At 45.2% G+C, this 22,694-nt stretch carries 23 protein-coding genes, 13 tRNA genes and 3 rRNA genes; 37 read left to right on the top strand and 2 right to left on the bottom strand.

The window, feature by feature from the left end; genetic code table 11:
* The first annotated feature begins 82 nt into the window (after window positions 1–82).
* The 36 genes from rplR to INT76_RS06275 all read left to right on the top strand — a co-directional run bounded on the left by rplR (window position 83) and on the right by INT76_RS06275 (window position 20,143).
* On the top strand, window positions 83–439 hold the full coding sequence (gene rplR / locus INT76_RS06450) for a 50S ribosomal protein L18 (RefSeq protein ID WP_002936641.1): 357 nt from the start codon (window positions 83–85) through the stop codon (window positions 437–439).
* A gap of 18 nt (window positions 440–457) precedes the next feature.
* Window positions 458–952, top strand: a complete 495-nt coding sequence (gene rpsE / locus INT76_RS06445; RefSeq protein WP_212569682.1) for a 30S ribosomal protein S5 — start codon at window positions 458–460, stop codon at window positions 950–952.
* 14 nt (window positions 953–966) lie between these two features.
* The gene (rpmD, locus tag INT76_RS06440; RefSeq protein ID WP_024532340.1) at window positions 967–1,149 is read left to right on the top strand and encodes a 50S ribosomal protein L30; all 183 of its coding nucleotides are present in this window, start codon (window positions 967–969) and stop codon (window positions 1,147–1,149) included.
* Between the two features lie 132 nt (window positions 1,150–1,281).
* A complete protein-coding gene (gene rplO / locus INT76_RS06435; protein WP_002936637.1) occupies window positions 1,282–1,722 on the top strand; it encodes a 50S ribosomal protein L15 in 441 nt (146 codons plus the stop codon).
* 13 nt (window positions 1,723–1,735) lie between these two features.
* A complete protein-coding gene (gene secY, locus INT76_RS06430; RefSeq protein WP_212569681.1) occupies window positions 1,736–3,046 on the top strand; it encodes a preprotein translocase subunit SecY in 1,311 nt (436 codons plus the stop codon).
* Between the two features lie 142 nt (window positions 3,047–3,188).
* A complete protein-coding gene (locus INT76_RS06425; protein WP_212569680.1) occupies window positions 3,189–3,830 on the top strand; it encodes an adenylate kinase in 642 nt (213 codons plus the stop codon).
* 120 nt (window positions 3,831–3,950) lie between these two features.
* A complete protein-coding gene (infA, locus tag INT76_RS06420; protein ID WP_002936627.1) occupies window positions 3,951–4,169 on the top strand; it encodes a translation initiation factor IF-1 in 219 nt (72 codons plus the stop codon).
* A 24-nt stretch (window positions 4,170–4,193) separates the two neighbouring features.
* Entirely contained in the window at window positions 4,194–4,310 is a 117-nt protein-coding gene (gene rpmJ / locus INT76_RS06415) for a 50S ribosomal protein L36 (protein ID WP_001808836.1), read from the top strand.
* Window positions 4,311–4,329: 19 nt separating this feature from the next.
* Window positions 4,330–4,695 (top strand): 30S ribosomal protein S13, encoded by a 366-nt coding sequence (rpsM, locus tag INT76_RS06410; protein WP_002936622.1) that lies wholly within the window; start codon window positions 4,330–4,332, stop codon window positions 4,693–4,695.
* A 17-nt stretch (window positions 4,696–4,712) separates the two neighbouring features.
* A complete protein-coding gene (gene rpsK, locus INT76_RS06405) occupies window positions 4,713–5,096 on the top strand; it encodes a 30S ribosomal protein S11 (RefSeq protein ID WP_004195509.1) in 384 nt (127 codons plus the stop codon).
* Between the two features lie 44 nt (window positions 5,097–5,140).
* Window positions 5,141–6,079, top strand: a complete 939-nt coding sequence (locus tag INT76_RS06400; protein ID WP_212569679.1) for a DNA-directed RNA polymerase subunit alpha — start codon at window positions 5,141–5,143, stop codon at window positions 6,077–6,079.
* Window positions 6,080–6,093: 14 nt separating this feature from the next.
* A complete protein-coding gene (gene rplQ, locus INT76_RS06395) occupies window positions 6,094–6,480 on the top strand; it encodes a 50S ribosomal protein L17 (RefSeq protein WP_067087647.1) in 387 nt (128 codons plus the stop codon).
* 240 nt (window positions 6,481–6,720) lie between these two features.
* Entirely contained in the window at window positions 6,721–7,977 is a 1,257-nt protein-coding gene (locus INT76_RS06390; RefSeq protein ID WP_212569678.1) for a glutamate-cysteine ligase family protein, read from the top strand.
* Window positions 7,978–8,065: 88 nt separating this feature from the next.
* Entirely contained in the window at window positions 8,066–8,542 is a 477-nt protein-coding gene (locus tag INT76_RS06385; RefSeq protein ID WP_212569677.1) for a sigma-70 RNA polymerase sigma factor region 4 domain-containing protein, read from the top strand.
* A 339-nt stretch (window positions 8,543–8,881) separates the two neighbouring features.
* Window positions 8,882–10,438, top strand: a 16S ribosomal RNA gene (locus INT76_RS06380).
* Window positions 10,439–10,634: 196 nt separating this feature from the next.
* A tRNA-Ala gene (locus INT76_RS06375) sits at window positions 10,635–10,707 on the top strand.
* Window positions 10,708–11,226: 519 nt separating this feature from the next.
* Window positions 11,227–14,130, top strand: a 23S ribosomal RNA gene (locus INT76_RS06370).
* Window positions 14,131–14,221: 91 nt separating this feature from the next.
* Window positions 14,222–14,337: ribosomal RNA gene (rrf, locus tag INT76_RS06365) — 5S ribosomal RNA — on the top strand.
* The 16S, 23S and 5S rRNA genes sit together here with 13 tRNA genes alongside, the layout of an rRNA operon.
* A gap of 42 nt (window positions 14,338–14,379) precedes the next feature.
* Window positions 14,380–14,452, top strand: a tRNA-Val gene (locus INT76_RS06360).
* 9 nt (window positions 14,453–14,461) lie between these two features.
* A tRNA-Gly gene (locus tag INT76_RS06355) sits at window positions 14,462–14,532 on the top strand.
* Between the two features lie 34 nt (window positions 14,533–14,566).
* A tRNA-Ile gene (locus tag INT76_RS06350) sits at window positions 14,567–14,640 on the top strand.
* Window positions 14,641–14,650: 10 nt separating this feature from the next.
* Window positions 14,651–14,722 (top strand) — tRNA-Glu (locus INT76_RS06345).
* Window positions 14,723–14,732: 10 nt separating this feature from the next.
* Window positions 14,733–14,822 (top strand) — tRNA-Ser (locus INT76_RS06340).
* A 13-nt stretch (window positions 14,823–14,835) separates the two neighbouring features.
* Window positions 14,836–14,909 (top strand) — tRNA-Met (locus INT76_RS06335).
* A 17-nt stretch (window positions 14,910–14,926) separates the two neighbouring features.
* A tRNA-Phe gene (locus tag INT76_RS06330) sits at window positions 14,927–14,999 on the top strand.
* Window positions 15,000–15,014: 15 nt separating this feature from the next.
* Window positions 15,015–15,095: transfer RNA gene (locus INT76_RS06325), tRNA-Tyr, on the top strand.
* 7 nt (window positions 15,096–15,102) lie between these two features.
* Window positions 15,103–15,173 (top strand) — tRNA-Trp (locus INT76_RS06320).
* Between the two features lie 11 nt (window positions 15,174–15,184).
* Window positions 15,185–15,257 (top strand) — tRNA-His (locus INT76_RS06315).
* A gap of 10 nt (window positions 15,258–15,267) precedes the next feature.
* A tRNA-Gln gene (locus INT76_RS06310) sits at window positions 15,268–15,339 on the top strand.
* A 13-nt stretch (window positions 15,340–15,352) separates the two neighbouring features.
* A tRNA-Leu gene (locus tag INT76_RS06305) sits at window positions 15,353–15,436 on the top strand.
* Between the two features lie 267 nt (window positions 15,437–15,703).
* Window positions 15,704–16,150: a zinc-dependent MarR family transcriptional regulator gene (locus tag INT76_RS06300; protein ID WP_212569676.1), complete on the top strand. Its 447-nt coding sequence runs from the start codon at window positions 15,704–15,706 to the stop codon at window positions 16,148–16,150.
* Entirely contained in the window at window positions 16,147–16,851 is a 705-nt protein-coding gene (locus INT76_RS06295; protein WP_212569675.1) for a metal ABC transporter ATP-binding protein, read from the top strand. The genes INT76_RS06300 and INT76_RS06295 overlap by 4 nt, the downstream gene beginning before the upstream one ends.
* Complete coding sequence (locus tag INT76_RS06290; protein WP_212569674.1) at window positions 16,844–17,665, top strand: metal ABC transporter permease; 822 nt, start codon at window positions 16,844–16,846, stop codon at window positions 17,663–17,665. Before INT76_RS06295 ends, INT76_RS06290 begins: the two co-directional genes overlap by 8 nt.
* An 11-nt stretch (window positions 17,666–17,676) precedes the next feature.
* Window positions 17,677–19,182 carry a metal ABC transporter solute-binding protein, Zn/Mn family gene (locus INT76_RS06285; RefSeq protein WP_212569673.1) on the top strand — a complete coding sequence of 502 codons (1,506 nt, stop codon included), beginning with the start codon at window positions 17,677–17,679 and terminating at the stop codon, window positions 19,180–19,182.
* A 99-nt stretch (window positions 19,183–19,281) separates the two neighbouring features.
* Window positions 19,282–19,752: a CopY/TcrY family copper transport repressor gene (locus INT76_RS06280; RefSeq protein ID WP_212569672.1), complete on the top strand. Its 471-nt coding sequence runs from the start codon at window positions 19,282–19,284 to the stop codon at window positions 19,750–19,752.
* Window positions 19,753–19,933: 181 nt separating this feature from the next.
* Entirely contained in the window at window positions 19,934–20,143 is a 210-nt protein-coding gene (locus INT76_RS06275) for a heavy-metal-associated domain-containing protein (RefSeq protein WP_212569671.1), read from the top strand.
* Window positions 20,144–20,174: 31 nt separating this feature from the next.
* Here the strand turns inward: INT76_RS06275 and INT76_RS06270 are convergent, their stop codons facing one another.
* Entirely contained in the window at window positions 20,175–20,552 is a 378-nt protein-coding gene (locus tag INT76_RS06270) for an HIT family protein (protein ID WP_212569670.1), read from the bottom strand.
* A 159-nt stretch (window positions 20,553–20,711) separates the two neighbouring features.
* On the opposite strand from INT76_RS06270, the gene INT76_RS06265 reads away from it, so the two are divergent.
* Complete coding sequence (locus tag INT76_RS06265) at window positions 20,712–21,359, top strand: DUF6287 domain-containing protein (protein ID WP_212569669.1); 648 nt, start codon at window positions 20,712–20,714, stop codon at window positions 21,357–21,359.
* Window positions 21,360–21,396: 37 nt separating this feature from the next.
* Here INT76_RS06265 and tyrS read toward each other — a convergent pair whose 3' ends face one another.
* Window positions 21,397–22,653: a tyrosine--tRNA ligase gene (gene tyrS / locus INT76_RS06260; RefSeq protein ID WP_212569668.1), complete on the bottom strand. Its 1,257-nt coding sequence runs from the start codon at window positions 22,651–22,653 to the stop codon at window positions 21,397–21,399.
* Between the last annotated feature and the right edge of the window lie 41 nt (window positions 22,654–22,694).

Genomic DNA, 22,694 nt, shown 5'->3' with positions numbered 1-22,694 from the left:
TGGAGTGGCTAGACCACTTGGCTAACTATTTCTCAAACTTGTCTTTTATGAAGACATGATCATACATTAAGAGGTGAATATTGTGATTTCAAAACCAGATAAAAACAAAATCCGCCAAAAACGCCATCGTCGCGTTCGCGGTAAAATCTCTGGAACTGCTGCTCGCCCACGTTTGAACATTTTCCGTTCTAATACAGGCATCTACGCTCAAGTGATTGATGACGTAGCGGGTGTAACGCTCGCAAGCGCTTCTACTCTTGATAAAGAAGTTTCAAAAGGTACTAAGACAGAACAAGCTGTTGTTGTAGGTAAACTCGTTGCTGAACGCGCAGTCGCTAAAGGTATTTCTGAAGTGGTCTTTGACCGCGGTGGGTATCTCTATCACGGACGTGTGAAAGCTTTGGCTGAATCAGCTCGTGAAAACGGATTGAAATTCTAATAGGGAGGACACTAAGAAATGGCATTTAAAGATAACGCAGTTGAAATTGAAGAACGCGTAGTAGCCATCAACCGTGTTACAAAAGTTGTTAAAGGTGGACGTCGTCTTCGTTTTGCAGCTCTTGTGGTTGTTGGTGACCGTAACGGTCGCGTAGGTTTCGGTACTGGTAAAGCTCAAGAAGTACCAGAAGCTATCCGCAAGGCAGTTGAATCTGCTAAGAAAAACATGATTGAAGTACCAATGGTTGGTACAACAATCCCACACGAAGTCTACTCTGAATTCGGTGGTGCCCGTGTCTTGTTGAAACCAGCTTCAGAAGGTTCTGGAGTTGCTGCCGGCGGTGCAACTCGTGCGGTTATTGAATTGGCTGGTGTTGCAGATGTGACTTCTAAGTCACTTGGTTCAAACACACCAATCAACATCGTGCGTGCAACCGTTGAAGGTTTGAAACAACTGAAACGTGCTGAAGAAGTGGCTGCACTTCGCGGCATCTCAGTTTCTGATTTAGCATAAGAAAGGAGATTGACATGGCTCAAATTAAAATCACTTTGACTAAGTCTCCAATCGGTCGCAAACCAGAACAACGTAAAACAGTTGTTGCCCTTGGACTTGGCAAATTGAACAGCTCAGTTGTCAAAGAAGATAACCCAGCTATTCTTGGAATGGTCAAGGCTATCTCTCACTTGGTAACCGTTGAAGAAGTTAAGTAAATAAAATAAAACAGACATGAGTCGCATAGAGAAATCTTTGCGACTTAACGTCAGTTTACTATCAGCGAGTTTGTGGACGAAGACTCTTTGCTCTCCACAAGCGCTAGCATGAAAAAGAGGAGAAAACAAATAATGAAACTTCATGAATTGCAACCTGCTACAGGTTCTCGTAAAGTCCGCAACCGTGTAGGTCGTGGTACATCATCAGGTAACGGTAAAACTTCAGGCCGTGGTCAAAAAGGTCAAAAAGCTCGTAGCGGTGGTGGCGTACGTCCAGGTTTTGAAGGTGGACAAACTCCATTGTTCCGTCGTCTTCCAAAACGTGGATTTACCAACATCAACGCAAAAGAGTATGCGATTGTTAACCTTGATCAATTGAACGCTTTTGAAGATGGTGCAGAAGTAACACCAGTTGTACTTATCGAAGCTGGTATCGTTAAAGCTGAAAAATCAGGAATTAAAATTCTTGGTAACGGCGAATTGACGAAGAAATTGACAGTGAAAGCTGCTAAATTCTCTAAATCAGCTGAAGAAGCAATCACTTCAAAAGGTGGTTCAGTAGAAGTCATCTAAGAGGTGACGGCCTATGTTTTTTAAACTACTAAAAGATGCCTTAAAGGTAAAAACGGTTCGTAGTAAGATTTTATTTACCCTTTTTATCCTTTTGGTTTTCCGTGTGGGGACCCACATTACCGTTCCAGGTGTCAATGCAAAAAGCTTAGAAGCTCTGTCAAACGTACCTTTCTTGAATATGCTTAGTCTTGTATCAGGAAATGCGATGCGTAACTTCTCGGTTTTTGCTTTGGGAGTTAGTCCCTATATCACCGCTTCCATCATCGTTCAGTTGCTGCAGATGGATATTGTGCCCAAGTTTGTAGAATGGGGCAAACAGGGAGAGGTTGGACGTCGCAAACTCAATCAAGCGACTCGCTATATTTCTCTCGTGTTGGCTTTTGTTCAATCGCTTGGTATAACCGCTGGCTTCAATGCTCTTTCAGGAGCTAAGCTGACAACCATGCCACTCAACTGGCAAACCTATCTTTTGATTGGTTCTATTCTCACTACAGGTTCTATGATTGTAACCTGGCTGGGAGAACAAATCACCGACAAGGGATATGGAAATGGAACGTCTATGATTATCTTTGCAGGGATTATTTCATCGCTGCCAGGAACCTTCTATGATATTTATGTTGACCGTTTTGTAAACATTGAATCAAGCCGTTTGACAGAATCTGCTATTTTTGTAGCTCTCTTGGTCATTGCTATTCTTGTAATCATCTACTTTACGACCTTTGTTCAACAAGCAGAATACAAGATTCCGATTCAGTACACAAAGCGTGCGCAAGGGGCTCCATCTAGCTCTTACCTACCACTCAAGCTGAACCCAGCAGGTGTTATTCCGGTTATCTTTGCAGGTTCCATCACTGCAATTCCAACCTCCATCATCCAGTTCCTAGCGAGTCAAAATCAGACAGCAGGCTGGCTCTTGACAGTTCAGGAGTTCTTCGATTATTCGACAGTGAAAGGGATGATTGTTTACGCAGGATTGATTGTCATCTTTACCTTCTTCTATACTTTTGTGCAAGTAAATCCAGAAAAAACTGCCGAAAGTCTTCAGAAAAGCGCAGCCTACATTCATGGTGTGCGTCCAGGTAAAGGAACAGAAGAATTTCTTTCCAAATTGTTGACAAGGCTAGCGACAGTTGGGGCGCTTTTCCTCAGCTTTGTTGCCCTGCTTCCAATTTTGGCTCAAAATCTTCTGGGACTGTCATCCAATATTGCCTTTCTCGGTACTAGTTTGATTATCGTAATCATGACCAGTATCGAAGGAATCAAACAGTTGGAAGGCTATCTCTTGAAGAGAAAATATGTCGGTTTCATGGAAATCACAAAATAGGAACTGCCTAAACAGTTAGGCAGAAGCAACGAGTGGGCGCTCAAGCACCGAACGAGGTCTTGATTGTCCACTCCCTATTTTGTTTTTAGATAAGTTTGTCAACAATGGCAAATTTATGTGAAAATAAAATAAGGAGTTTGTCATGAATCTTTTAATTATGGGCTTACCAGGTGCTGGTAAGGGTACGCAGGCTGCAAAAATTGTTGAAAAATTTGCTGTGGCCCACATCTCGACAGGGGATATGTTCCGCGCTGCCATGGCTAACCAGACTGAAATGGGAGTCTTGGCCAAATCATACATCGACAAGGGTGATCTTGTTCCGGACGAAGTAACCAATGGAATCGTTAAAGAGCGCTTGGCACAGGATGACATCAAGGAAAAAGGCTTCTTGCTGGATGGATATCCGCGTACAATTGAGCAAGCCTATGCCCTAGATGAAAATCTAGCTAGTCTGGGTATTGATTTGCAAGGTGTTATTAACATCGAGATTGACCCTGCCAAATTAGTAGAACGCTTGAGTGGCCGTATTATCCACAAGGTGACAGGTGAAACCTTCCATAAAGTCTTCAATCCACCAGCAGGTGACTACAAGGAAGAAGATTATTACCAACGTGAAGACGACAAACCTGAATCTGTCAAACGCCGCTTGGAAGTAAATATTGCCCAAGGTGCACCGATCATTGAGCATTATCGTGCCAAAGGATTGGTTCATGACATCGAAGGCAATCAAGACATCGAATTAGTATTTGCAGCTATCGATGCTGTTTTATCAAAATTGCAATAAATAAAGGGATTTAGCTTGCTTTTTCAATTTCAAAATGATAAAATAGGCTAGTCTGACTTATAATTGTTACCTCTGTGTTCAGAGGGCATCAAATCGAAATTTAGAGGGGGATACTTTTGCATGGCGAAAGAAGATGTGATTGAAATTGAAGGCAAAGTAGTTGATACAATGCCGAATGCTATGTTTACTGTTGAGTTGGAAAATGGGCACCAAGTTCTTGCGACTGTTTCAGGTAAAATCCGTAAAAACTACATCCGTATTTTGGTCGGAGACCGTGTGACAGTTGAACTAAGTCCTTATGACTTGACGCGTGGACGTATCACATACCGCTTTAAATAATCGAAATACTTGGAGGGATTAAACATGAAAGTAAGACCATCGGTCAAACCAATTTGCGAATACTGCAAAGTTATTCGTCGTAATGGTCGTGTTATGGTGATTTGCCCAGCAAACCCTAAACACAAGCAACGTCAAGGTTAAGAAATAGAAAGGAGAAAACATGGCTCGTATTGCTGGAGTTGACATTCCAAATGACAAACGTGTAGTAATTTCATTGACTTACGTTTACGGTATCGGTCTCGCAACTTCTAAGAAAATTCTTGCTGCTGCAGGTATCTCAGAAGATGTTCGCGTGAAAGACTTGACATCTGATCAAGAAGACGCTATCCGTCGTGAAGTTGATGCGATTAAAGTGGAAGGTGACCTTCGTCGTGAAGTGAACTTGAACATCAAACGTTTGATGGAAATCGGTTCATACCGTGGTATCCGTCACCGTCGTGGACTTCCTGTCCGTGGACAAAACACCAAAAACAATGCCCGCACTCGTAAAGGTAAAGCTGTTGCGATCGCAGGTAAGAAAAAATAAAATAGGAGGTAGAAAAATTGGCTAAACCAACGCGTAAACGTCGTGTGAAAAAGAATATCGAATCTGGTATCGCTCATATTCACGCTACATTTAATAACACTATTGTTATGATTACTGATGTGCATGGTAACGCTATTGCTTGGTCATCAGCTGGTGCTCTTGGTTTCAAAGGTTCTCGTAAATCTACACCATTCGCAGCACAAATGGCTTCAGAAGCAGCTGCTAAATCTGCACAAGAACACGGTCTTAAAACAGTTGAAGTTACCGTTAAAGGCCCAGGTTCAGGTCGTGAGTCTGCTATCCGCGCTCTTGCTGCCGCTGGTCTTGAAGTAACAGCAATTCGTGATGTGACTCCTGTACCACACAATGGTGCTCGTCCTCCAAAACGTCGCCGTGTATAATCAGTTTAACGATACACAGCTTTTCGTTTAAGAGGGAGTAAGAAATGATTGAGTTTGAAAAACCAACTATAACAAAAATTGATGAAAATAAAGATTACGGCAGATTTGTCATCGAACCACTTGAACGTGGCTACGGTACAACTCTTGGGAACTCACTTCGTCGCGTACTTCTCGCATCACTACCAGGTGCTGCAGTAACCTCCATCAAAATTGATGGCGTACTCCACGAATTCGACACAGTTCCAGGTGTCCGTGAAGATGTTATGCAGATTATTCTGAACATCAAAGGCATTGCTGTAAAATCTTATGTCGAAGACGAAAAGAAAATCGAACTGGATGTAGTAGGCCCAGCAGAAATTACTGCCGGAGATATTCTTACAGACAGTGACATTGAAATTGTAAACCCAGACCATTATCTCTTTACCATTGCTGAAGGCGCTAAGTTCCAAGCCACTTTGACAATTGGTTCAGGACGCGGCTACGTTCCAGCAGAAGGAAACAAGAAGGATGATGCACCTGTGGGAACACTCGCAGTAGATTCTATCTATACGCCAGTGAAAAAAGTCAACTACCAAGTTGAACCAGCTCGTGTTGGTAGCAATGATGGTTTTGACAAATTAACACTTGAAATCATGACAAATGGCACCATTATTCCTGAAGATGCCTTAGGTCTTTCAGCGCGCATTTTGATGGAACACTTGGGTCTCTTTACTGACTTGACCGAAGTAGCAAAATCAACAGAAGTGATGAAAGAAGCCGAAGTTGCTTCTGACGATCGCATGCTTGATCGTACAATTGAGGAATTGGATTTGTCTGTCCGTTCATACAACTGTCTGAAACGTGCAGGTATCAATACTGTATTTGATTTGACAGAAAAAACGGAACCAGAAATGATGAAAGTACGAAATCTTGGACGCAAGAGCTTGGAAGAAGTCAAAGTTAAATTGGCTGATCTTGGTCTAGGATTGAAAAAAGATAAATAATATAGGAGGAAATCATGGCATACCGTAAACTAGGACGCACTAGCTCACAACGTAAAGCGATGCTTCGCGATTTGACAACTGACCTTTTGATCAACGAATCAATCGTAACAACTGAAGCTCGTGCTAAAGAAATCCGTAAAACAGTTGAAAAAATGATCACACTTGGTAAACGTGGAGATTTGCATGCCCGTCGTCAAGCAGCTGCTTTTGTACGCAACGAAATTGCATCAGAAAACTACGACGAAGCTACTGACAAGTATACTTCTACTACAGCACTTCAAAAATTGTTCTCTGAATTGGCACCTCGTTATGCAGAGCGCAACGGTGGATACACTCGTATTCTCAAAACTGAACCACGTCGTGGTGATGCTGCACCGATGGCAATTATCGAACTTGTATAAAATCATCAATTTTGTTGAGTGTTATGATGGTGGAGTTCTGCGTGAGCTCTTAGTCTAGCTCTGGTCTACCGCTGGGGTGTTTCCCAGCGGTAACACTCATCATCAGATGAAAAACGTGACGCTTGTTTACGAAATTACTCTAACCTAGAATAATTTCGTAAGCAGGCGTTTTTGTTAAGCCTTCTCAGTTGACCCAGCTCCATATTTTGCTATACTAATAAAAACATAGTAGGAGATGGCATGGAAAGAGCAAAAGAATTATTGAAACGTCGCTACTTAGATCCTATTAAGGATAACCCGGAGATCTATATCGGCATTGAGTTGGAATACCCCATCGTTCACCTAGATGGACAAGCAACCGACATCCAACTTGCCAAGCAATTGATGGTTGAGCTAACCCATCGATTTGCTTTTAAAGTGGAAAAAATGGATGATGAGGGAAATCCCATTCAGTTACGGCATGCGAATGACGACTGTATTCTGTTTGAAGTGTCCTACAATACCATTGAATTTGCATTTGCCAAAGCCAAGAAAATCCAAGAAGTGGAAGAGCGTCTGAAGCAATATGTAGAATATATCCAGACTTTTTTGCGCCAACAACGGCATGAGTTGCAAGGAAAAGGAGTCAATCCTAATTGGCAGATCAATGATAACCGCCCTGTTTCCTCTCCACGCTATCAAATGTTAATGGGCTTTTTAACCCTAGCCAAGGATTATCCAACGATGCACCTGTATCCAATTTACGGAGCCTTTATCTGTGGAAACCAAGTACAATTCGATGTTTCCAAAGCGAATGTTTTCCGAGTGCTCAACGCTTTTAATAAGATAGAGGCAGTTAAAGCCTACTTATTTGCAAATTCAGCCTCGCCCACCGTTCTTCCAGACGCGACTATTTCACGCGATCACTTTTGGGAGGCGTCTATGCATGGTTTTTTCAAGGAGAATATAGGCCTTTATTCTGAAGAATTTCATTCTGAGGAAGACTACCTTGCTTACATGGGACGTTCGGCAATTTTTCACGCAGAACGAGAGGGCGAATTTTATTATTTTTGCCCGTGGCAAGCCCAAGACTACCTCAAGCAGTCTCAAATACTGGCCTATGATTCCAAAGGATTGCAACGAATACTACAACCGCTAGAAAAAGATTTTGACACCCACCGCTCTTATCATTATCAAGAATTAACTAGCCGGGGGACTGTTGAATTTCGTAGCGTTTGTGCCCAGCCGTGGGAAAAGACATTTGCCCCAACAGCCTTTCAGTTGGGCTTGTTAGAAAACCTAGCCTCCTTTGAGCAGATATTATTAACAACTGATTTTTACCAAATATATGGCACTGATTATCAAGCGCTCCGGCAGCGTTTTTCCAGAAACAATGTAGAGCCTACAGAGCTAGAGGCGATTCGACAACTGTCTAAAGAGTTGCTGGATTGTTCTATTCAGGGCCTTTGTCAAAGAGGCTATCAAGAAGAAAAATATTTACAAGGACTGCTAACCTAAGTTTGGCAGTTTTCATATTCCCAACAGGACAAAGAAGTCCTGTTGTCTTTTGTTGAGAAATAGTAGACTAAAGAGGAAAGGAGAACATATGGAATTTTCAAGACTCTATCGGAAAGTGTCCGGCATCGTCCACCGTGCCCGCAAGGACTATTATATTAAGCTCTGGGAAAAAGACGACTGGGACCAGGAAGGGATGCTGGTCCTCCATCAACTGCTGAGGCAACATCCCCAGTTGGCCAGCGATGATTCCAGCCTCTATCGCTACTACAAGGTTAAGTTCAGGAATCACATCAAAGATGTCATTCGCAAACAAGAAAGTCAGAAACGCCGGTTTGACCGCATGGCTCACGAAGACCTAGACACTCTCTCCCACCTAGTAGCCAGTCCCGGCCTTATGAACGACGACTTGGTCATTCTTCGCGGGATGTTGCGCGACTATCGCCACCAACTTCCGGCCTCCCAACAAGCCAACTATGATCAGCTGATAAGCGGCGGCCGCTTCAAAGGCCGCAGAACAATGCTATCGGATTTAAAAAGCTACCTCAGTGACTACAAACCTAATTAGGAAGAAGGAGTGCCTTCTTCCTAAACTGCTATTGAATGAAGAAAGCACAAGTCCCATTATTAACATGCAGTATAAGGAGCTTCTCCAAGCAATAGAGGGGCATCAGAAGCGGTCACGAAAAAAATCACGAAAAAAATTCAAAAAAGGAGAAAAAGTAGTTGACAGGTGCGTAGGTATCTGATATACTGATATAGTTGTCGCCTGATGAGGGCGAGCACAAGACCTTTGAAAATTAAAGAAGACGAACCAAACGTGCAGGGTGATTTATCTAAGAGATAAATCGTCAATGACAAAACAATAAACGGATAAGCCAGAGTGCTTAGCCGGACAAACGATTATTTAAATGAGAGTTTGATCCTGGCTCAGGACGAACGCTGGCGGCGTGCCTAATACATGCAAGTGGAACGCATGGTGGATACCGGAGCTTGCTCCACCATTCATCATGAGTCGCGAACGGGTGAGTAACGCGTAGGTAACCTGCCTCATAGCGGGGGATAACTATTGGAAACGATAGCTAATACCGCATAACAGTATTTATCGCATGGTAAATACTTGAAAGGAGCAAATGCTTCACTATGAGATGGACCTGCGTTGTATTAGCTAGTTGGTGGGGTAACGGCTCACCAAGGCGACGATACATAGCCGACCTGAGAGGGTGATCGGCCACACTGGGACTGAGACACGGCCCAGACTCCTACGGGAGGCAGCAGTAGGGAATCTTCGGCAATGGGGGGAACCCTGACCGAGCAACGCCGCGTGAGTGAAGAAGGTTTTCGGATCGTAAAGCTCTGTTGTAAGAGAAGAACGAGTGTGAGAGTGGAAAGTTCACACAGTGACGGTAACTTACCAGAAAGGGACGGCTAACTACGTGCCAGCAGCCGCGGTAATACGTAGGTCCCGAGCGTTGTCCGGATTTATTGGGCGTAAAGCGAGCGCAGGCGGTTTGATAAGTCTGAAGTAAAAGGCTGTGGCTTAACCATAGTACGCTTTGGAAACTGTCAAACTTGAGTGCAGAAGGGGAGAGTGGAATTCCATGTGTAGCGGTGAAATGCGTAGATATATGGAGGAACACCGGTGGCGAAAGCGGCTCTCTGGTCTGTAACTGACGCTGAGGCTCGAAAGCGTGGGTAGCGAACAGGATTAGATACCCTGGTAGTCCACGCCGTAAACGATGAGTGCTAGGTGTTGGGTCCTTTCCGGGACTCAGTGCCGCAGCTAACGCATTAAGCACTCCGCCTGGGGAGTACGGCCGCAAGGCTGAAACTCAAAGGAATTGACGGGGGCCCGCACAAGCGGTGGAGCATGTGGTTTAATTCGAAGCAACGCGAAGAACCTTACCAGGTCTTGACATCCCGATGCCCGCTCTAGAGATAGAGTTTTACTTCGGTACATCGGTGACAGGTGGTGCATGGTTGTCGTCAGCTCGTGTCGTGAGATGTTGGGTTAAGTCCCGCAACGAGCGCAACCCCTATTGTTAGTTGCCATCATTAAGTTGGGCACTCTAGCGAGACTGCCGGTAATAAACCGGAGGAAGGTGGGGATGACGTCAAATCATCATGCCCCTTATGACCTGGGCTACACACGTGCTACAATGGCTGGTACAACGAGTCGCAAGTCGGTGACGGCAAGCTAATCTCTTAAAGCCAGTCTCAGTTCGGATTGTAGGCTGCAACTCGCCTACATGAAGTCGGAATCGCTAGTAATCGCGGATCAGCACGCCGCGGTGAATACGTTCCCGGGCCTTGTACACACCGCCCGTCACACCACGAGAGTTTGTAACACCCGAAGTCGGTGAGGTAACCTATTAGGAGCCAGCCGCCTAAGGTGGGATAGATGATTGGGGTGAAGTCGTAACAAGGTAGCCGTATCGGAAGGTGCGGCTGGATCACCTCCTTTCTAAGGAAATGGAAACCTGTACGTTAGTCTTCTTTAATTTTGAGAGGTCTTGTGGGGCCTTAGCTCAGCTAAGCGAAACCGTTAGGTTGAAGCTTTGTCGAAACTAGCGGAGCTAGTGCACGACAGGGACCAGCGTCTCAAGAAATGATATTATATCGAAACAATTAAATACGTTAACAGGTACATTAACATGTACGGGGCCTTAGCTCAGCTGGGAGAGCGCCTGCTTTGCACGCAGGAGGTCAGCGGTTCGATCCCGCTAGGCTCCATTATCTAGGATACAAAGAGATGTTCGGCTTGCCGACATTTCTGTAGAAAAATAGGGAACTGACGCAGTGTGCTTGACACACAAGGCAGTTCATCATTTTTCCTAAGAAATGAATCTCGTGTTCAACTAGATAAGATGATATTTGAATACGAACCTAAACTTTCTAGGAATAAGTCGAAACCATCTAGTGTCTTATGGACACGTCGCTGGTTCACTCCTTATTCTACGCAAGTTTTGCGCAAGTCGCACCGGTTCTTAATATCATGTATTTGTCCATTGAAAATTGAATATCTATCAAACAATCCTGATATATCTGAGAAGATATATTAAGAATAGTAACAAGAAAATAAACCGAAAACGCTGTGACTATTTAATGAGTTTAAACAAGTTACGAAGACGTTAAGAAATCCGTATGAAAATAGGAAACTAACGCAGTGTGTCTTGCACACAAGTCAGTTTATCATTTTCACTAGGATTTTAGTCTGAGTACAATTTCTAGTTTAGAAAAAACTAGTAATAAGGTTAAGTTAATAAGGGCGCACGGTGGATGCCTTGGCACTAGGAGCCGATGAAGGACGTGACAAACGACGAAATGCTTTGGGGAGCTGTAAGTGAGCATTGATCCAGAGATGTCCGAATGGGGGAACCCACTAGCTACTGGCTAGTATCCCTACCTGTTAAGGGTAGCGGAGGGAAGACGCAGTGAACTGAAACATCTAAGTAGCTGCAGGAAGAGAAAGCAAAAGCGATTGCCTTAGTAGCGGCGAGCGAAAAGGCAGGAGGGCAAACCGAGAAGTTTACTTCTCGGGGTTGTAGGACTGTAACGTGGACGGATAGAGTATAGAAGAATGGCATGGGAAGGTCAGCCAAAGAGAGTGAGAGCCTCGTATTCGAAATAGTCTATCTACCTAACAGTATCCTGAGTACGGCGAGACACGCGAAATCTCGTCGGAATCTGGGAGGACCATCTCCCAACCCTAAATACTCCCTAGTGACCGATAGTGAACCAGTACCGTGAGGGAAAGGTGAAAAGCACCCCGGAAGGGGAGTGAAATAGAACCTGAAACCGTGTGCCTACAAGAAGTTCGAGCCCGTTAATGGGTGAGAGCGTGCCTTTTGTAGAATGAACCGGCGAGTTACGATATGATGCGAGGTTAAGTTGAAGAGACGGAGCCGTAGGGAAACCGAGTCTGAAAAGGGCGGATTAGTATTATGTCGTAGACCCGAAACCATGTGACCTACCCATGAGCAGGTTGAAGGTGCGGTAAGACGCACTGGAGGACCGAACCAGGGCACGTTGAAAAGTGCTTGGATGACTTGTGGGTAGCGGAGAAATTCCAAACGAACTTGGAGATAGCTGGTTCTCTCCGAAATAGCTTTAGGGCTAGCGTCGATATGTAAGAATCTTGGAGGTAGAGCACTGTTTGGATGAGGGGGCCATCTCGGTTTACTGATTTCAGATAAACTCCGAATGCCAACGATTCATGATCGGCAGTCAGACTGCGAGTGCTAAGATCCGTAGTCGAAAGGGAAACAGCCCAGACCACCAGCTAAGGTCCCAAAATAATTGTTAAGTGGAAAAGGATGTGGGGTTGCACAGACAACTAGGATGTTAGCTTAGAAGCAGCTATTCATTCAAAGAGTGCGTAATAGCTCACTAGTCGAGTGACCCTGCGCCGAAAATGTACCGGGGCTAAAACAATTTACCGAAGCTGTGGATAACACTTAGGTGTTATGGTAGGAGAGCGTTCTATGTGTGGAGAAGGTATACCGTGAGGAGTGCTGGAACGCATAGAAGTGAGAATGCCGGTATGAGTAGCGCAAGATGGGTGAGAATCCCATCCACCGTAAGACTAAGGTTTCCAGGGGAAGGCTCGTCCGCCCTGGGTTAGTCGGGACCTAAGGAGAGACCGAAGGGTGTATCCGATGGACAACAGGTTGATATTCCTGTACTAGAGTATGAAGTGATGGAGGGACGCAGTAGGCTAACTAAACCCAGCGAATGGAAGTGCTGGGCTAAGCAGTGAGGTGTGAAATGAGTCAAATGCTTATTTCTGTAACATTGAGCTGTGATGGGGAGCGAAGATTAGTAGCGAAGTTAGTGACGTCACACTGCCGAGAAAAGCTTCTAGCGTTGTATCATACTCTACCCGTACCGCAAACCGACACAGGTAGTCGAGGCGAGTAGCCTCAGGTGATCGAGAGAACTCTCGTTAAGGAACTCGGCAAAATGACCCCGTAACTTCGGGAGAAGGGGTGCTCAGCTAAGCTGAGCCGCAGTGAATAGGCCCAAGCAACTGTTTATCAAAAACACAGCTCTCTGCTAAATCGTAAGATGATGTATAGGGGGTGACGCCTGCCCGGTGCTGGAAGGTTAAGAGGAGGGTTTAGCGTAAGCGAAGATCTGAATTGAAGCCCCAGTAAACGGCGGCCGTAACTATAACGGTCCTAAGGTAGCGAAATTCCTTGTCGGGTAAGTTCCGACCCGCACGAAAGGCGTAATGATTTGGGCACTGTCTCAACGAGAGACTCGGTGAAATTTTAGTACCTGTGAAGATGCAGGTTACCCGCGACAGGACGGAAAGACCCCATGGAGCTTTACTGCAGTTTGATATTGAGTATCTGTACCACATGTACAGGATAGGTAGGAGCCAATGAAGTCGGGACGCCAGTTTCGACAGAGGCGCTGTTGGGATACTACCCTTGTGTTATGGCTACTCTAACCCGGTAGGTTTATCATCTACGGAGACAGTGTCTGACGGGCAGTTTGACTGGGGCGGTCGCCTCCTAAAAGGTAACGGAGGCGCCCAAAGGTTCCCTCAGATTGGTTGGAAATCAATCGCAGAGTGTAAAGGTATAAGGGAGCTTGACTGCGAGAGCTACAACTCGAGCAGGGACGAAAGTCGGGCTTAGTGATCCGGTGGTTCCGTATGGAAGGGCCATCGCTCAACGGATAAAAGCTACCCTGGGGATAACAGGCTTATCTCCCCCAAGAGTTCACATCGACGGGGAGGTTTGGCACCTCGATGTCGGCTCGTCGCATCCTGGGGCTGTAGTCGGTCCCAAGGGTTGGGCTGTTCGCCCATTAAAGCGGCACGCGAGCTGGGTTCAGAACGTCGTGAGACAGTTCGGTCCCTATCCGTCGCGGGCGTAGGAAATTTGAGAGGATCTGCTCCTAGTACGAGAGGACCAGAGTGGACTTACCGCTGGTGTACCAGTTGTCTCGCCAGAGGCATCGCTGGGTAGCTATGTAGGGAAGGGATAAACGCTGAAAGCATCTAAGTGTGAAACCCACCTCAAGATGAGATTTCCCATAACTTTATGTTAGTAAGAGCCCTGAGAGAAGATCAGGTAGATAGGTTGGGAGTGGAAGCGTGGCGACATGTGAAGCGGACCAATACTAATCGCTCGAGGACTTATCCGAAGAAAAGTCCAGCATCGGTTATCTTGTAGGTAGATATTCAATTTTGAGTTGACAAATATGGAAGAATATTTTATACTCAGACAGTAACGAGTTAAGTGACGATAGCCTAGGAGATACACCTGTACCCATGCCGAACACAGCAGTTAAGCCCTAGAACGCCTGAAGTAGTTGGGGGTTGCCCCCTGTGAGATACGGTAGTCGCTTAGCACATAGGGAGTTTAGCTCAGTTGAGTTAGGCTCTTTACCCTTGGGAGTTTAGCTCAGCTGGGAGAGCATCTGCCTTACAAGCAGAGGGTCAGCGGTTCGATCCCGTTAACTCCCATTTTATTAAGCGGGTGTAGTTTAGTGGTAAAACTACAGCCTTCCAAGCTGTTGTCGCGAGTTCGATTCTCGTCACCCGCTTTGAACATATGTTCATACCCAAACAAGTAGGTTTGGGCGCGTAGCTCAGATGGTTAGAGCGCACGCCTGATAAGCGTGAGGTCGGTGGTTCGATTCCACTCGTGCCCATTAGCATTATGGTCCGTTGGTCAAGGGGTTAAGACACCGCCTTTTCACGGCGGTAACACGGGTTCGAATCCCGTACGGACTGTATTGATATTGGAGGATTACCCAAGTCCGGCTGAAGGGAACGGTCTTGAAAACCGTCAGGCGTGTAAAAGCGTGCGTGGGTTCGAATCCCACATCCTCCTTGAATAGTAATAACGCGGGATGGAGCAGCTAGGTAGCTCGTCGGGCTCATAACCCGAAGGTCGTAGGTTCAAATCCTGCTCCCGCAATTTCCGATTGTGGATATGGCTCGGTAGCTCAGTTGGTAGAGCAATGGATTGAAGCTCCATGTGTCGGCGGTTCGATTCCGTCTCGCGCCATTAATTTAATATTTTGGAAGGGTAGCGAAGAGGCTAAACGCGGCGGACTGTAAATCCGCTCCTTCGGGTTCGGGGGTTCGAATCCCTCCCCTTCCATACCTTTACGGGCATAGTTTAAAGGTAGAACTAAGGTCTCCAAAACCTTCAGTGTGGGTTCAATTCCTACTGCCCGTGTTTTTATAATGGCGGGTGTGGTGAAGTGGTTAACACATCAGATTGTGGCTCTGACATTCGTGGGTTCGATTCCCATCACTCGCCTATTGATTATTGGGGTATCGCCAAGCGGTAAGGCAAGGGACTTTGACTCCCTCATGCGTTGGTTCGAATCCAGCTACCCCAGTTAAAAACTATATGCCGGCGTGGCGGAATTGGCAGACGCGCTGGACTCAAAATCCAGTGTCCGCAAGGACGTGCCGGTTCGACCCCGGCCGCCGGTATAGTTTATAAAGAAGAAACGTTGTTTATCAGCGTTTCTTTGTTTTTGTACGAAAAACCAGTATTTCTTTTGTTTTTGTGCGAAATTTGTACGAAAGACCAGTATTTACTCAAATGAGAACGAATTAAGTCAGTGTCTTTCAGTATATTTTTGCTGCTGGGATTCTCTATAACGAAGTTTTTTTGAAAATGAAGTGAAAATGATTAATATTTTTTATTTTTATGATATAATTAACGAGTTAATTAAATGATTAAGGATTGGTGCAAATATGGAAACATTGGCTCATCAGATCGATCAGAGTTTGCATGATATTGTTTTATGCTCGGAAAATCAGCTGGAAATCTTGGTTGGGACTTGTCAGAGTGGAGTAACCTTGACCAATACTCAGGAACATATTTTGATGCTGATTGAGAATAATTCCTATACAAATACGGAGATTGCTCGTCAGCTGAATGTAAGCCAGGCTGCGATTACCAAGGCGATTAAGTCCTTGATTGCTCAGGAGATGTTAGTGGCTGTTCGAGATAGCAAGGATGCTCGGGTGGTGCGTTACAGTTTGACCGAGACAGCCAAGCCGATTGCTGCGGAACACGCTCATCATCATGCTCATACGATTGCCTCTTATAAGGAACTTCTGTCAGCTTATTCGGAGTCTGAGCAGGCAGTCATCAGTCGTTTTTTGACAGATTTGGTTGGAAAGATAAAGAAATCATGAGATATATTACAGTGGAGGATCTGTCCTTTTATTACGACAAGGAGCCTGTTTTGGAACACATCCGTTACCATTTGGACAGTGGGGAATTTGTGACCTTGACGGGGGAGAACGGGGCTGCTAAGACGACTTTGATCAAGGCAACACTGGGTATCTTAAAGCCCAAACAAGGGAAGGTTTATATTTCTGAAACGAGTATTTCTGGGAAAAAATTGCGGATGGCTTATCTGCCACAACAGATTGCGAGTTTCAATGCTGGATTTCCCAGTACAGTTTATGAGTTTGTTAAATCCGGTCGCTATCCGCGGCAGGGATGGTTTCGTCGGTTAACAGCTCATGATGAGGAGCATATTCAGACGAGTTTGGAATCTGTCGGGATGTGGGAACATCGCAATAAGCGGTTGGGTTCTTTGAGTGGTGGACAAAAACAGCGAGCGGTGATTGCTCGGATGTTTGCATCAGACCCGGATATTTTTATTCTGGATGAGCCGACGACAGGAATGGATGCCGGTACCAAGGAAGCTTTTTATCAGCTGATGCACCATTCTGCTAAAAGGCATGGGAAGTCGGTCTTGATGATTACGCATGATCCGGATGAGTTGGAAAAATATGCAGACCGTAATATCTATTTAGTGCGGAATCAGGAGTCGCCATGGCGCTGCTTCAATGTTCATGAGAAGGACGAGGAGGTGGGCCATGTTTAATGCGCTAGACTTGTCTGTTTTTAACTATGATTTCATGCAGAGGGCCTTCTGGGCGATTATTGCGATGAGTTTGTTTTCTCCGATTTTGGGTGTCTTTCTGATTTTAAGACGGCAAAGTTTGATGAGCGATACGCTTAGTCACGTTTCGCTGGCGGGAGTGGCTTTTGGCTTGGTTTTAGGAGTTTCTCCTACTTTTTCAACCATTTTGGTGGTTATTATCGCTGCGGTTTTCTTGGAGTATTTGCGCACCATTTACAAGAACTTCATGGAGATTGGGACAGCGATTTTGATGTCAACGGGCTTAGCGATTTCGTTGATTGTGATGAATCAGTCGGGAGGAAAATCGAGTTTAAGCTTGGAACAATACCTTTTTGGTTCGATTGTGACAATTAGTCAGGAACAGGTAGTGGCTCTGTTTATTATTGCTTTAGTGGTTGTTCTGTTAACCGTGTTCTTTTTGCGGCCCATGTATATCTTGACTTTTGATGAGGACACTGCTTTTGTTGATGGTTTGCCGGTTCGAGCTATGTCTATTGCCTTCAATGTGGTGACAGGGGTTGCGATCGCACTGATGATTCCTGCTGCGGGAGCATTGTTGGTTTCAACTATAATGGTTTTGCCGGCTTCCATTGCTTTACGATTGGGAAAGAGCTTTAAAGCTGTTATCTTTATTGGGATGGCGATTGGTTTTGTGGGAATGGTAGCAGGACTCTTTACTTCCTACTATGCAGAAACACCGGCCAGCGCCAGCATCACCTTGATTTTCATCAGTATTTTCCTGCTGGTGAACGTATTCCAAAAATTAAAAAAATAAGGAGTATTTCGATGAAAAAGTTAGTTAGATTTGGTTTGGGATTGAGCGTATTGCTCTTGGCTGCCTGCAGTCAGGGAACAAGTTCTCAGGATGACACAGTGGATATTGTTACTACCTTCTACCCTGTCTATGAGTTTACCAAACAAGTAGTGGGAGATGAGGGAAATGTTAATCTCTTGATAGAGGCAGGAACAGAGGTTCATGATTTTGAGCCATCTGCCAAGGATATTGCGACCATCCAAGAAGCAGATGTTTTTGTCTATGAAAATGAGAACATGGAAACTTGGGTACCTGAGGTTGTTGAGTCGGTTGATACTGACAAGGTTCATGTTGTTAAGGCGACGGAGGGCATGCTTCTCTTGCCAGGAAGTGAAGAAGACCATGACCACGCGGAAGGGGAAGGCCATGAGCACGCTTATGATCCCCATGTTTGGTTGTCCCCAGAGCGCGCGATAACTCTTGTAGAGAATATTCGTGACAGCTTAGTGGCTAAATATCCGGAAAAGAAAGATGCTTTTGAAGAAAATGCGGCAGCTTATATTGAAAAGTTGGATACCTTGGATATGAAGTATTCGGAAACCTTGTCTGCGGCGAAACAGAAATACTTTGTGACACAACACACTGCCTTTGCCTACCTAGCTTTAGATTATGGTTTGAAACAGGTGTCTATCACGGGTGTTGCAGCAGATGAAGATCCGACTCCATCACGTTTGGCAGAATTAGCAGAATACATCAACAAGTACGGCATCAAGTATATTTACTTCGAGGAAAATGCTTCTAAGTCCGTTGCAGAAACTCTTGCCAAGGAAACAGGTGTTCAGTTGGATGTGCTCAATCCTCTGGAAAGCTTGACGCAGGAAGCAATGGACAAGGGTGAGAATTATATTTCTGTTATGGAAGCAAACTTGGCAGCTCTTGAAAAAACCACTAGTCAGGCAGGTTCAGAGATTTTGCCAGAAGATGGGGGAGAAACGGCTCAGACCGTTTACAATGGCTATTTTGAAGATAGTGCAGTAAAAGATCGGACGCTTTCTGATTATGCTGGTAATTGGCAGTCTGTTTACCCTTATCTGGTGGATGGAACCTTGGATCAGGTCTGGGACTACAAGGCTAAACTCAAAGGTGGCATGACAGCAGAAGAATACAAATCTTACTACGATACGGGTTACAAGACGGATGTTGACCATATCAACATCACAGACAAGACCATGGAATTTGTAGTGGGTGACAAGTCCTACAAGTATACTTACAAGTATGTCGGTTACAAAATTTTGACCTATAAAAAAGGCAATCGTGGCGTGCGTTTCTTGTTTGAAGCAACAGATGCGGATGCTGGAGATTACAAGTATGTTCAATTTAGTGACCATAATATTGCACCAGTTAAAACTGGTCACTTCCATATCTATTTTGGTGGAGAGAGCCAAGAAAAATTATTGGAAGAGTTGGAAAATTGGCCAACCTACTACCCAGATGGATTGACTGGTTTGGAAATTGGTCAGGAAATGTTGGCTCACTAAGAGAGTAAGACTGAACAGAGCGTTCGGTCTTTCTTCTTGACAGAATTTGACTACAAGTGTAAACTAAATTTAGAAATCTGATTGGTTGGAGGTGAGAGTGTGGAGCAGACGATTTCAGCTGCGGAGTGGCAGGTTATGCGGGTTCTTTGGGCGCAACCTGGGGCGACTTCTCAGGAAATCATTCAGGCCTTGCAGGAGGGGTTTGATTGGCAGGCGACAACCATTAAGACGCTGCTGGGGCGGTTGCGGAAGAAAGACTATTTGCGCATGGTCAAGGAAACTAGCAAGTATCATTATTACCCGCTAATCAGCGAAGAAGCACATTTGCAGGAGCAGGTGGAGCTCTTACTGGCTACCATCTGTTCCACAAAACAGGGACAGTTGGTCGAAAACCTGCTGGACACAGGGATTTTTTCCAAAAAGACTTTAGAAAAGTTGGCGATAAAAATTCGTCAGTTGCAAGAATCAGCACCTGAGCATGTGGTCTGTCAGTGCTTGGCAGGTCAATGTACCTGCGGACATCATCATACTCTTCGAAAATCAACCTCAGACGTTGTTGACTTGATTTGAAGAGTGTAAAGTTCCGGTGGAGCTTTACAGCCTACTACCTGAAAATGCGAAAGTAGTAGGGTTCTATCTGCTCTTGGAGAAACGAACTTCGTTCGCCCAATTTCCAACCTCCAAAGGTTCCCCAAACCTTTGGAGGTAGTCTGATTTTGATTTTCATTGAGTATAAAAAAGGAGAAAGAACATGAAACAAACCTTGAAATTGAAAAACTTGTCTTGTCAAAACTGCGTCAAACATGTGACCAACCATCTCTTGGAGTTGGATGGAGTGGAAGAGGTGAACATCCAGCTGGAAGAACAATTGGCTGAGGTGGAAACTTCAGTGGCCTACGATTTGGAGGCTTACCAAGAGGTGCTGGAAGATACGGTCTATGAAGTAGAAGAGTTGATATAAGCAAGCGTAAAAGCAGCCGTCGGGCTGCTTTTTATAATGTTTGAAGAAAGTGGGCGAGTTCCAGTTTGGCTTGGGGGAGTGTGATCTTATCCCAGAAGCCGTCTGATTGAAAACGTGGGATTAGGTGAACATGGAAGTGGGTTCCTGCATCGAATAAGCGGTCGTTACAAGCAAGAGTCACGCCGTCAATTGCCAATGCTTGACAGAGTTTCTCAGTTAAGAAGACTTCTAAGTCCGATAATTCATAACGAACAGCAGGAGGAACTTGACTAAGTGTGTCATAGTGTTCTTTGCTGATAATCAGCAGGTGCCCCGTTTGAATCGGGTCAATATCCCACACGAGTTTGAAATGTTCTGTCTGGTAGAGGATGTCTGTTTCATTGAGTTGATGGCAAAAAATACAGGTCATAATTCTTCCTTTTATGCGTAGCTTTTAAATAGTATAACACGGATTGGATAGTGAAAGAACGGAATGTTACAAATTTGTAACACTTTTGTAACATTTGTGATATAATAATCCTAGCTAATTTACGAATAAGTAAATGAGAAGAAAAAAAGGAGATGAACAATGCAGGGAAGAAACAGGGCAAAGGCGAGAATAGGGGTAATTTTTTTAGGTGGAATTTTCAGTGGTTTCCTCCTTCTTTTAGGAGCTCTATGGTTATTTGGCGGAAGCAAGCAAGAAGCGACTCAGGCCAAGAGTACGTCAGGTACGCCAGCAAGTTCTAGTTTAGTGAGTACAACGGAAACTCTTGCGACAGAGGTTAGCCAAGAGGATGTTCAAGAAACGATGACGACTGAGGCGGTGGCGACTTCGCCAGCCTCATCTACTCCTCAGACGGCTGCAAGTAATACTATCATAGCTGCTGAAATTAAGGGCGGCAACTTCCGGTCGGTTGAAGGCAGCTGGGTCAATCAGTCGGGAGACCAGTTGGTCTTTAGCGACAGAGGCTTAGTTGGGGAAAAACAAACACTCGAAATTGATGCAGAAGCTGGGAGTCAGGGAACTGTCAAAGGGTATCTGCTGGGACTTCATTCTGGCGGGGCTCAGATAGAATTTATTCCAGCTGGTCAAGCGCTAGCGACTTTTACAGACCCCTCAACAGGTCAGTCTTTTGCGGATGTTTCAGACCATCAACGAGATCGCATCTGGATAGGCCAGACCTTATACGGGATAAGCGAAAAAGAAAGTTTTTACTACCGCACAGCGGATTAAGAAAAGGGCTGAACCATCGGTTCAGCTCCTTTTGTGTTTAATAGGTCAAGACAAAGTATTTCTTTTTACCGCGGCGGATAACGGTCAACTCACCGTCAATCTTGTCGCTGTCGGATAGGTTGTAATCCAGGTCTTGTACGCGTTCGCCATTGACATAGATGGCTCCGTTTTGAACATCCTCTCTGGCTTGGCGTTTGGAATTGACAACGCCTGAAGCAACCAGCAGCTCAACGATATTTCTGTCATCAGTAGCTTGAACAGCATAGTTTGGCACATTGCTGAGTCCCTGTTTGAGCTCTGTTGCGGACAGGTTTTTGATGTTTCCGGCAAAGAGTTGCTCGGTGATGTTGAGGGCTTGGTGATAAGCTTCTTCACCGTGAACCAGAGTCACCACTTCCTTGGCCAAAATCTTCTGAGCCAAGCGCTCATGGCGTGCTGCATCAAATTTTTCCTCAATTTCTGCAATTTCATCCAGTGACAAGAAGGTGAAGATTTTCAGGAAACGAACGGCATCATCGTCCATGACATTGAGCCAGAATTGGTACATTTCGTAGGGTGAGGTCTTGTCCGCATCCAACCAAACGGCATTGCCTTCGGATTTGCCAAATTTCTTGCCGGTTGAGTCGGTGATGAGGGGAACGGTCATGACGTGACCGGTCTTGTCAGCCTTGCGGCGCAGCAATTCCGTACCCGCAGTCATATTGCCCCATTGATCAGAACCACCGATTTGCAAGGTTACATTATGCTTGTCGTTGAGCTCATAGAAATCGTAGCCCTGCATAATCTGGTAGGCAAACTCGGTATAGGAAATCCCTGTTTCAATCCGTTTTTTGACAGATTCCTTACTCATCATGTAGTTGACGGTGAAGTATTTTCCAACATCGCGCAAGAAGTCGATAAAGCTGATCCCTGAGAACCAGTCGTAGTTGTTGACCATCTGGGCCTTATTGTCACCATTTTCAAAGTCCAAGAAACGGGAGAGTTGGCCTTGGATTTTTGTCACCCAACCATCTACGGTGTCTTTGGTTTGAAGGCTGCGCTCCGCATCTTTGAAGGAAGGGTCGCCGATGAGTCCAGTTGCTCCGCCAACAAGAGCGTAAGGCTTGTGTCCAGCCAGTTGCAGGTGGCGCATGACGAGGATTGGAACCAAATGTCCTAAATGAAGACTGTCTGCTGTTGGATCATAGCCTGAATAATAAGAAACCACTCCTTCTGTCAGGGCTTTTACGAGGGCTTCTTCGTCTGTCGTTTGAAAGACCAAGCCGCGGGCTTTGAGTTCTTCAAAAATGTTCATGAGGCTTTCTCCTTTTGGGTAAGATACTTGGGCATTGACCA

It is taken from the genome of Streptococcus oriscaviae (assembly GCF_018137985.1).
Taxonomy (GTDB): domain Bacteria; phylum Bacillota; class Bacilli; order Lactobacillales; family Streptococcaceae; genus Streptococcus; species Streptococcus oriscaviae.
Note: the sequence above shows the minus strand (reverse complement) of the source record. Positions and strands in the feature narration are given on the sequence as shown.

Coding starts and splice junctions, on each gene's coding strand:
- rpsE (WP_212569682.1), top strand. CDS start 458: ATGGCATTTAAAGATAACGCAGTTGAAATTGAAGAACGCGTAGTAGCC.
- rpmD (WP_024532340.1), top strand. CDS start 967: ATGGCTCAAATTAAAATCACTTTGACTAAGTCTCCAATCGGTCGCAAA.
- rplO (WP_002936637.1), top strand. CDS start 1,282: ATGAAACTTCATGAATTGCAACCTGCTACAGGTTCTCGTAAAGTCCGC.
- secY (WP_212569681.1), top strand. CDS start 1,736: ATGTTTTTTAAACTACTAAAAGATGCCTTAAAGGTAAAAACGGTTCGT.
- INT76_RS06425 (WP_212569680.1), top strand. CDS start 3,189: ATGAATCTTTTAATTATGGGCTTACCAGGTGCTGGTAAGGGTACGCAG.
- infA (WP_002936627.1), top strand. CDS start 3,951: ATGGCGAAAGAAGATGTGATTGAAATTGAAGGCAAAGTAGTTGATACA.
- rpmJ (WP_001808836.1), top strand. CDS start 4,194: ATGAAAGTAAGACCATCGGTCAAACCAATTTGCGAATACTGCAAAGTT.
- rpsM (WP_002936622.1), top strand. CDS start 4,330: ATGGCTCGTATTGCTGGAGTTGACATTCCAAATGACAAACGTGTAGTA.
- INT76_RS06400 (WP_212569679.1), top strand. CDS start 5,141: ATGATTGAGTTTGAAAAACCAACTATAACAAAAATTGATGAAAATAAA.
- rplQ (WP_067087647.1), top strand. CDS start 6,094: ATGGCATACCGTAAACTAGGACGCACTAGCTCACAACGTAAAGCGATG.
- INT76_RS06390 (WP_212569678.1), top strand. CDS start 6,721: ATGGAAAGAGCAAAAGAATTATTGAAACGTCGCTACTTAGATCCTATT.
- INT76_RS06385 (WP_212569677.1), top strand. CDS start 8,066: ATGGAATTTTCAAGACTCTATCGGAAAGTGTCCGGCATCGTCCACCGT.
- INT76_RS06300 (WP_212569676.1), top strand. CDS start 15,704: ATGGAAACATTGGCTCATCAGATCGATCAGAGTTTGCATGATATTGTT.
- INT76_RS06295 (WP_212569675.1), top strand. CDS start 16,147: ATGAGATATATTACAGTGGAGGATCTGTCCTTTTATTACGACAAGGAG.
- INT76_RS06290 (WP_212569674.1), top strand. CDS start 16,844: ATGTTTAATGCGCTAGACTTGTCTGTTTTTAACTATGATTTCATGCAG.
- INT76_RS06285 (WP_212569673.1), top strand. CDS start 17,677: ATGAAAAAGTTAGTTAGATTTGGTTTGGGATTGAGCGTATTGCTCTTG.
- INT76_RS06275 (WP_212569671.1), top strand. CDS start 19,934: ATGAAACAAACCTTGAAATTGAAAAACTTGTCTTGTCAAAACTGCGTC.
- INT76_RS06270 (WP_212569670.1), bottom strand. CDS start 20,552: ATGACCTGTATTTTTTGCCATCAACTCAATGAAACAGACATCCTCTAC.
- INT76_RS06265 (WP_212569669.1), top strand. CDS start 20,712: ATGCAGGGAAGAAACAGGGCAAAGGCGAGAATAGGGGTAATTTTTTTA.
- tyrS (WP_212569668.1), bottom strand. CDS start 22,653: ATGAACATTTTTGAAGAACTCAAAGCCCGCGGCTTGGTCTTTCAAACG.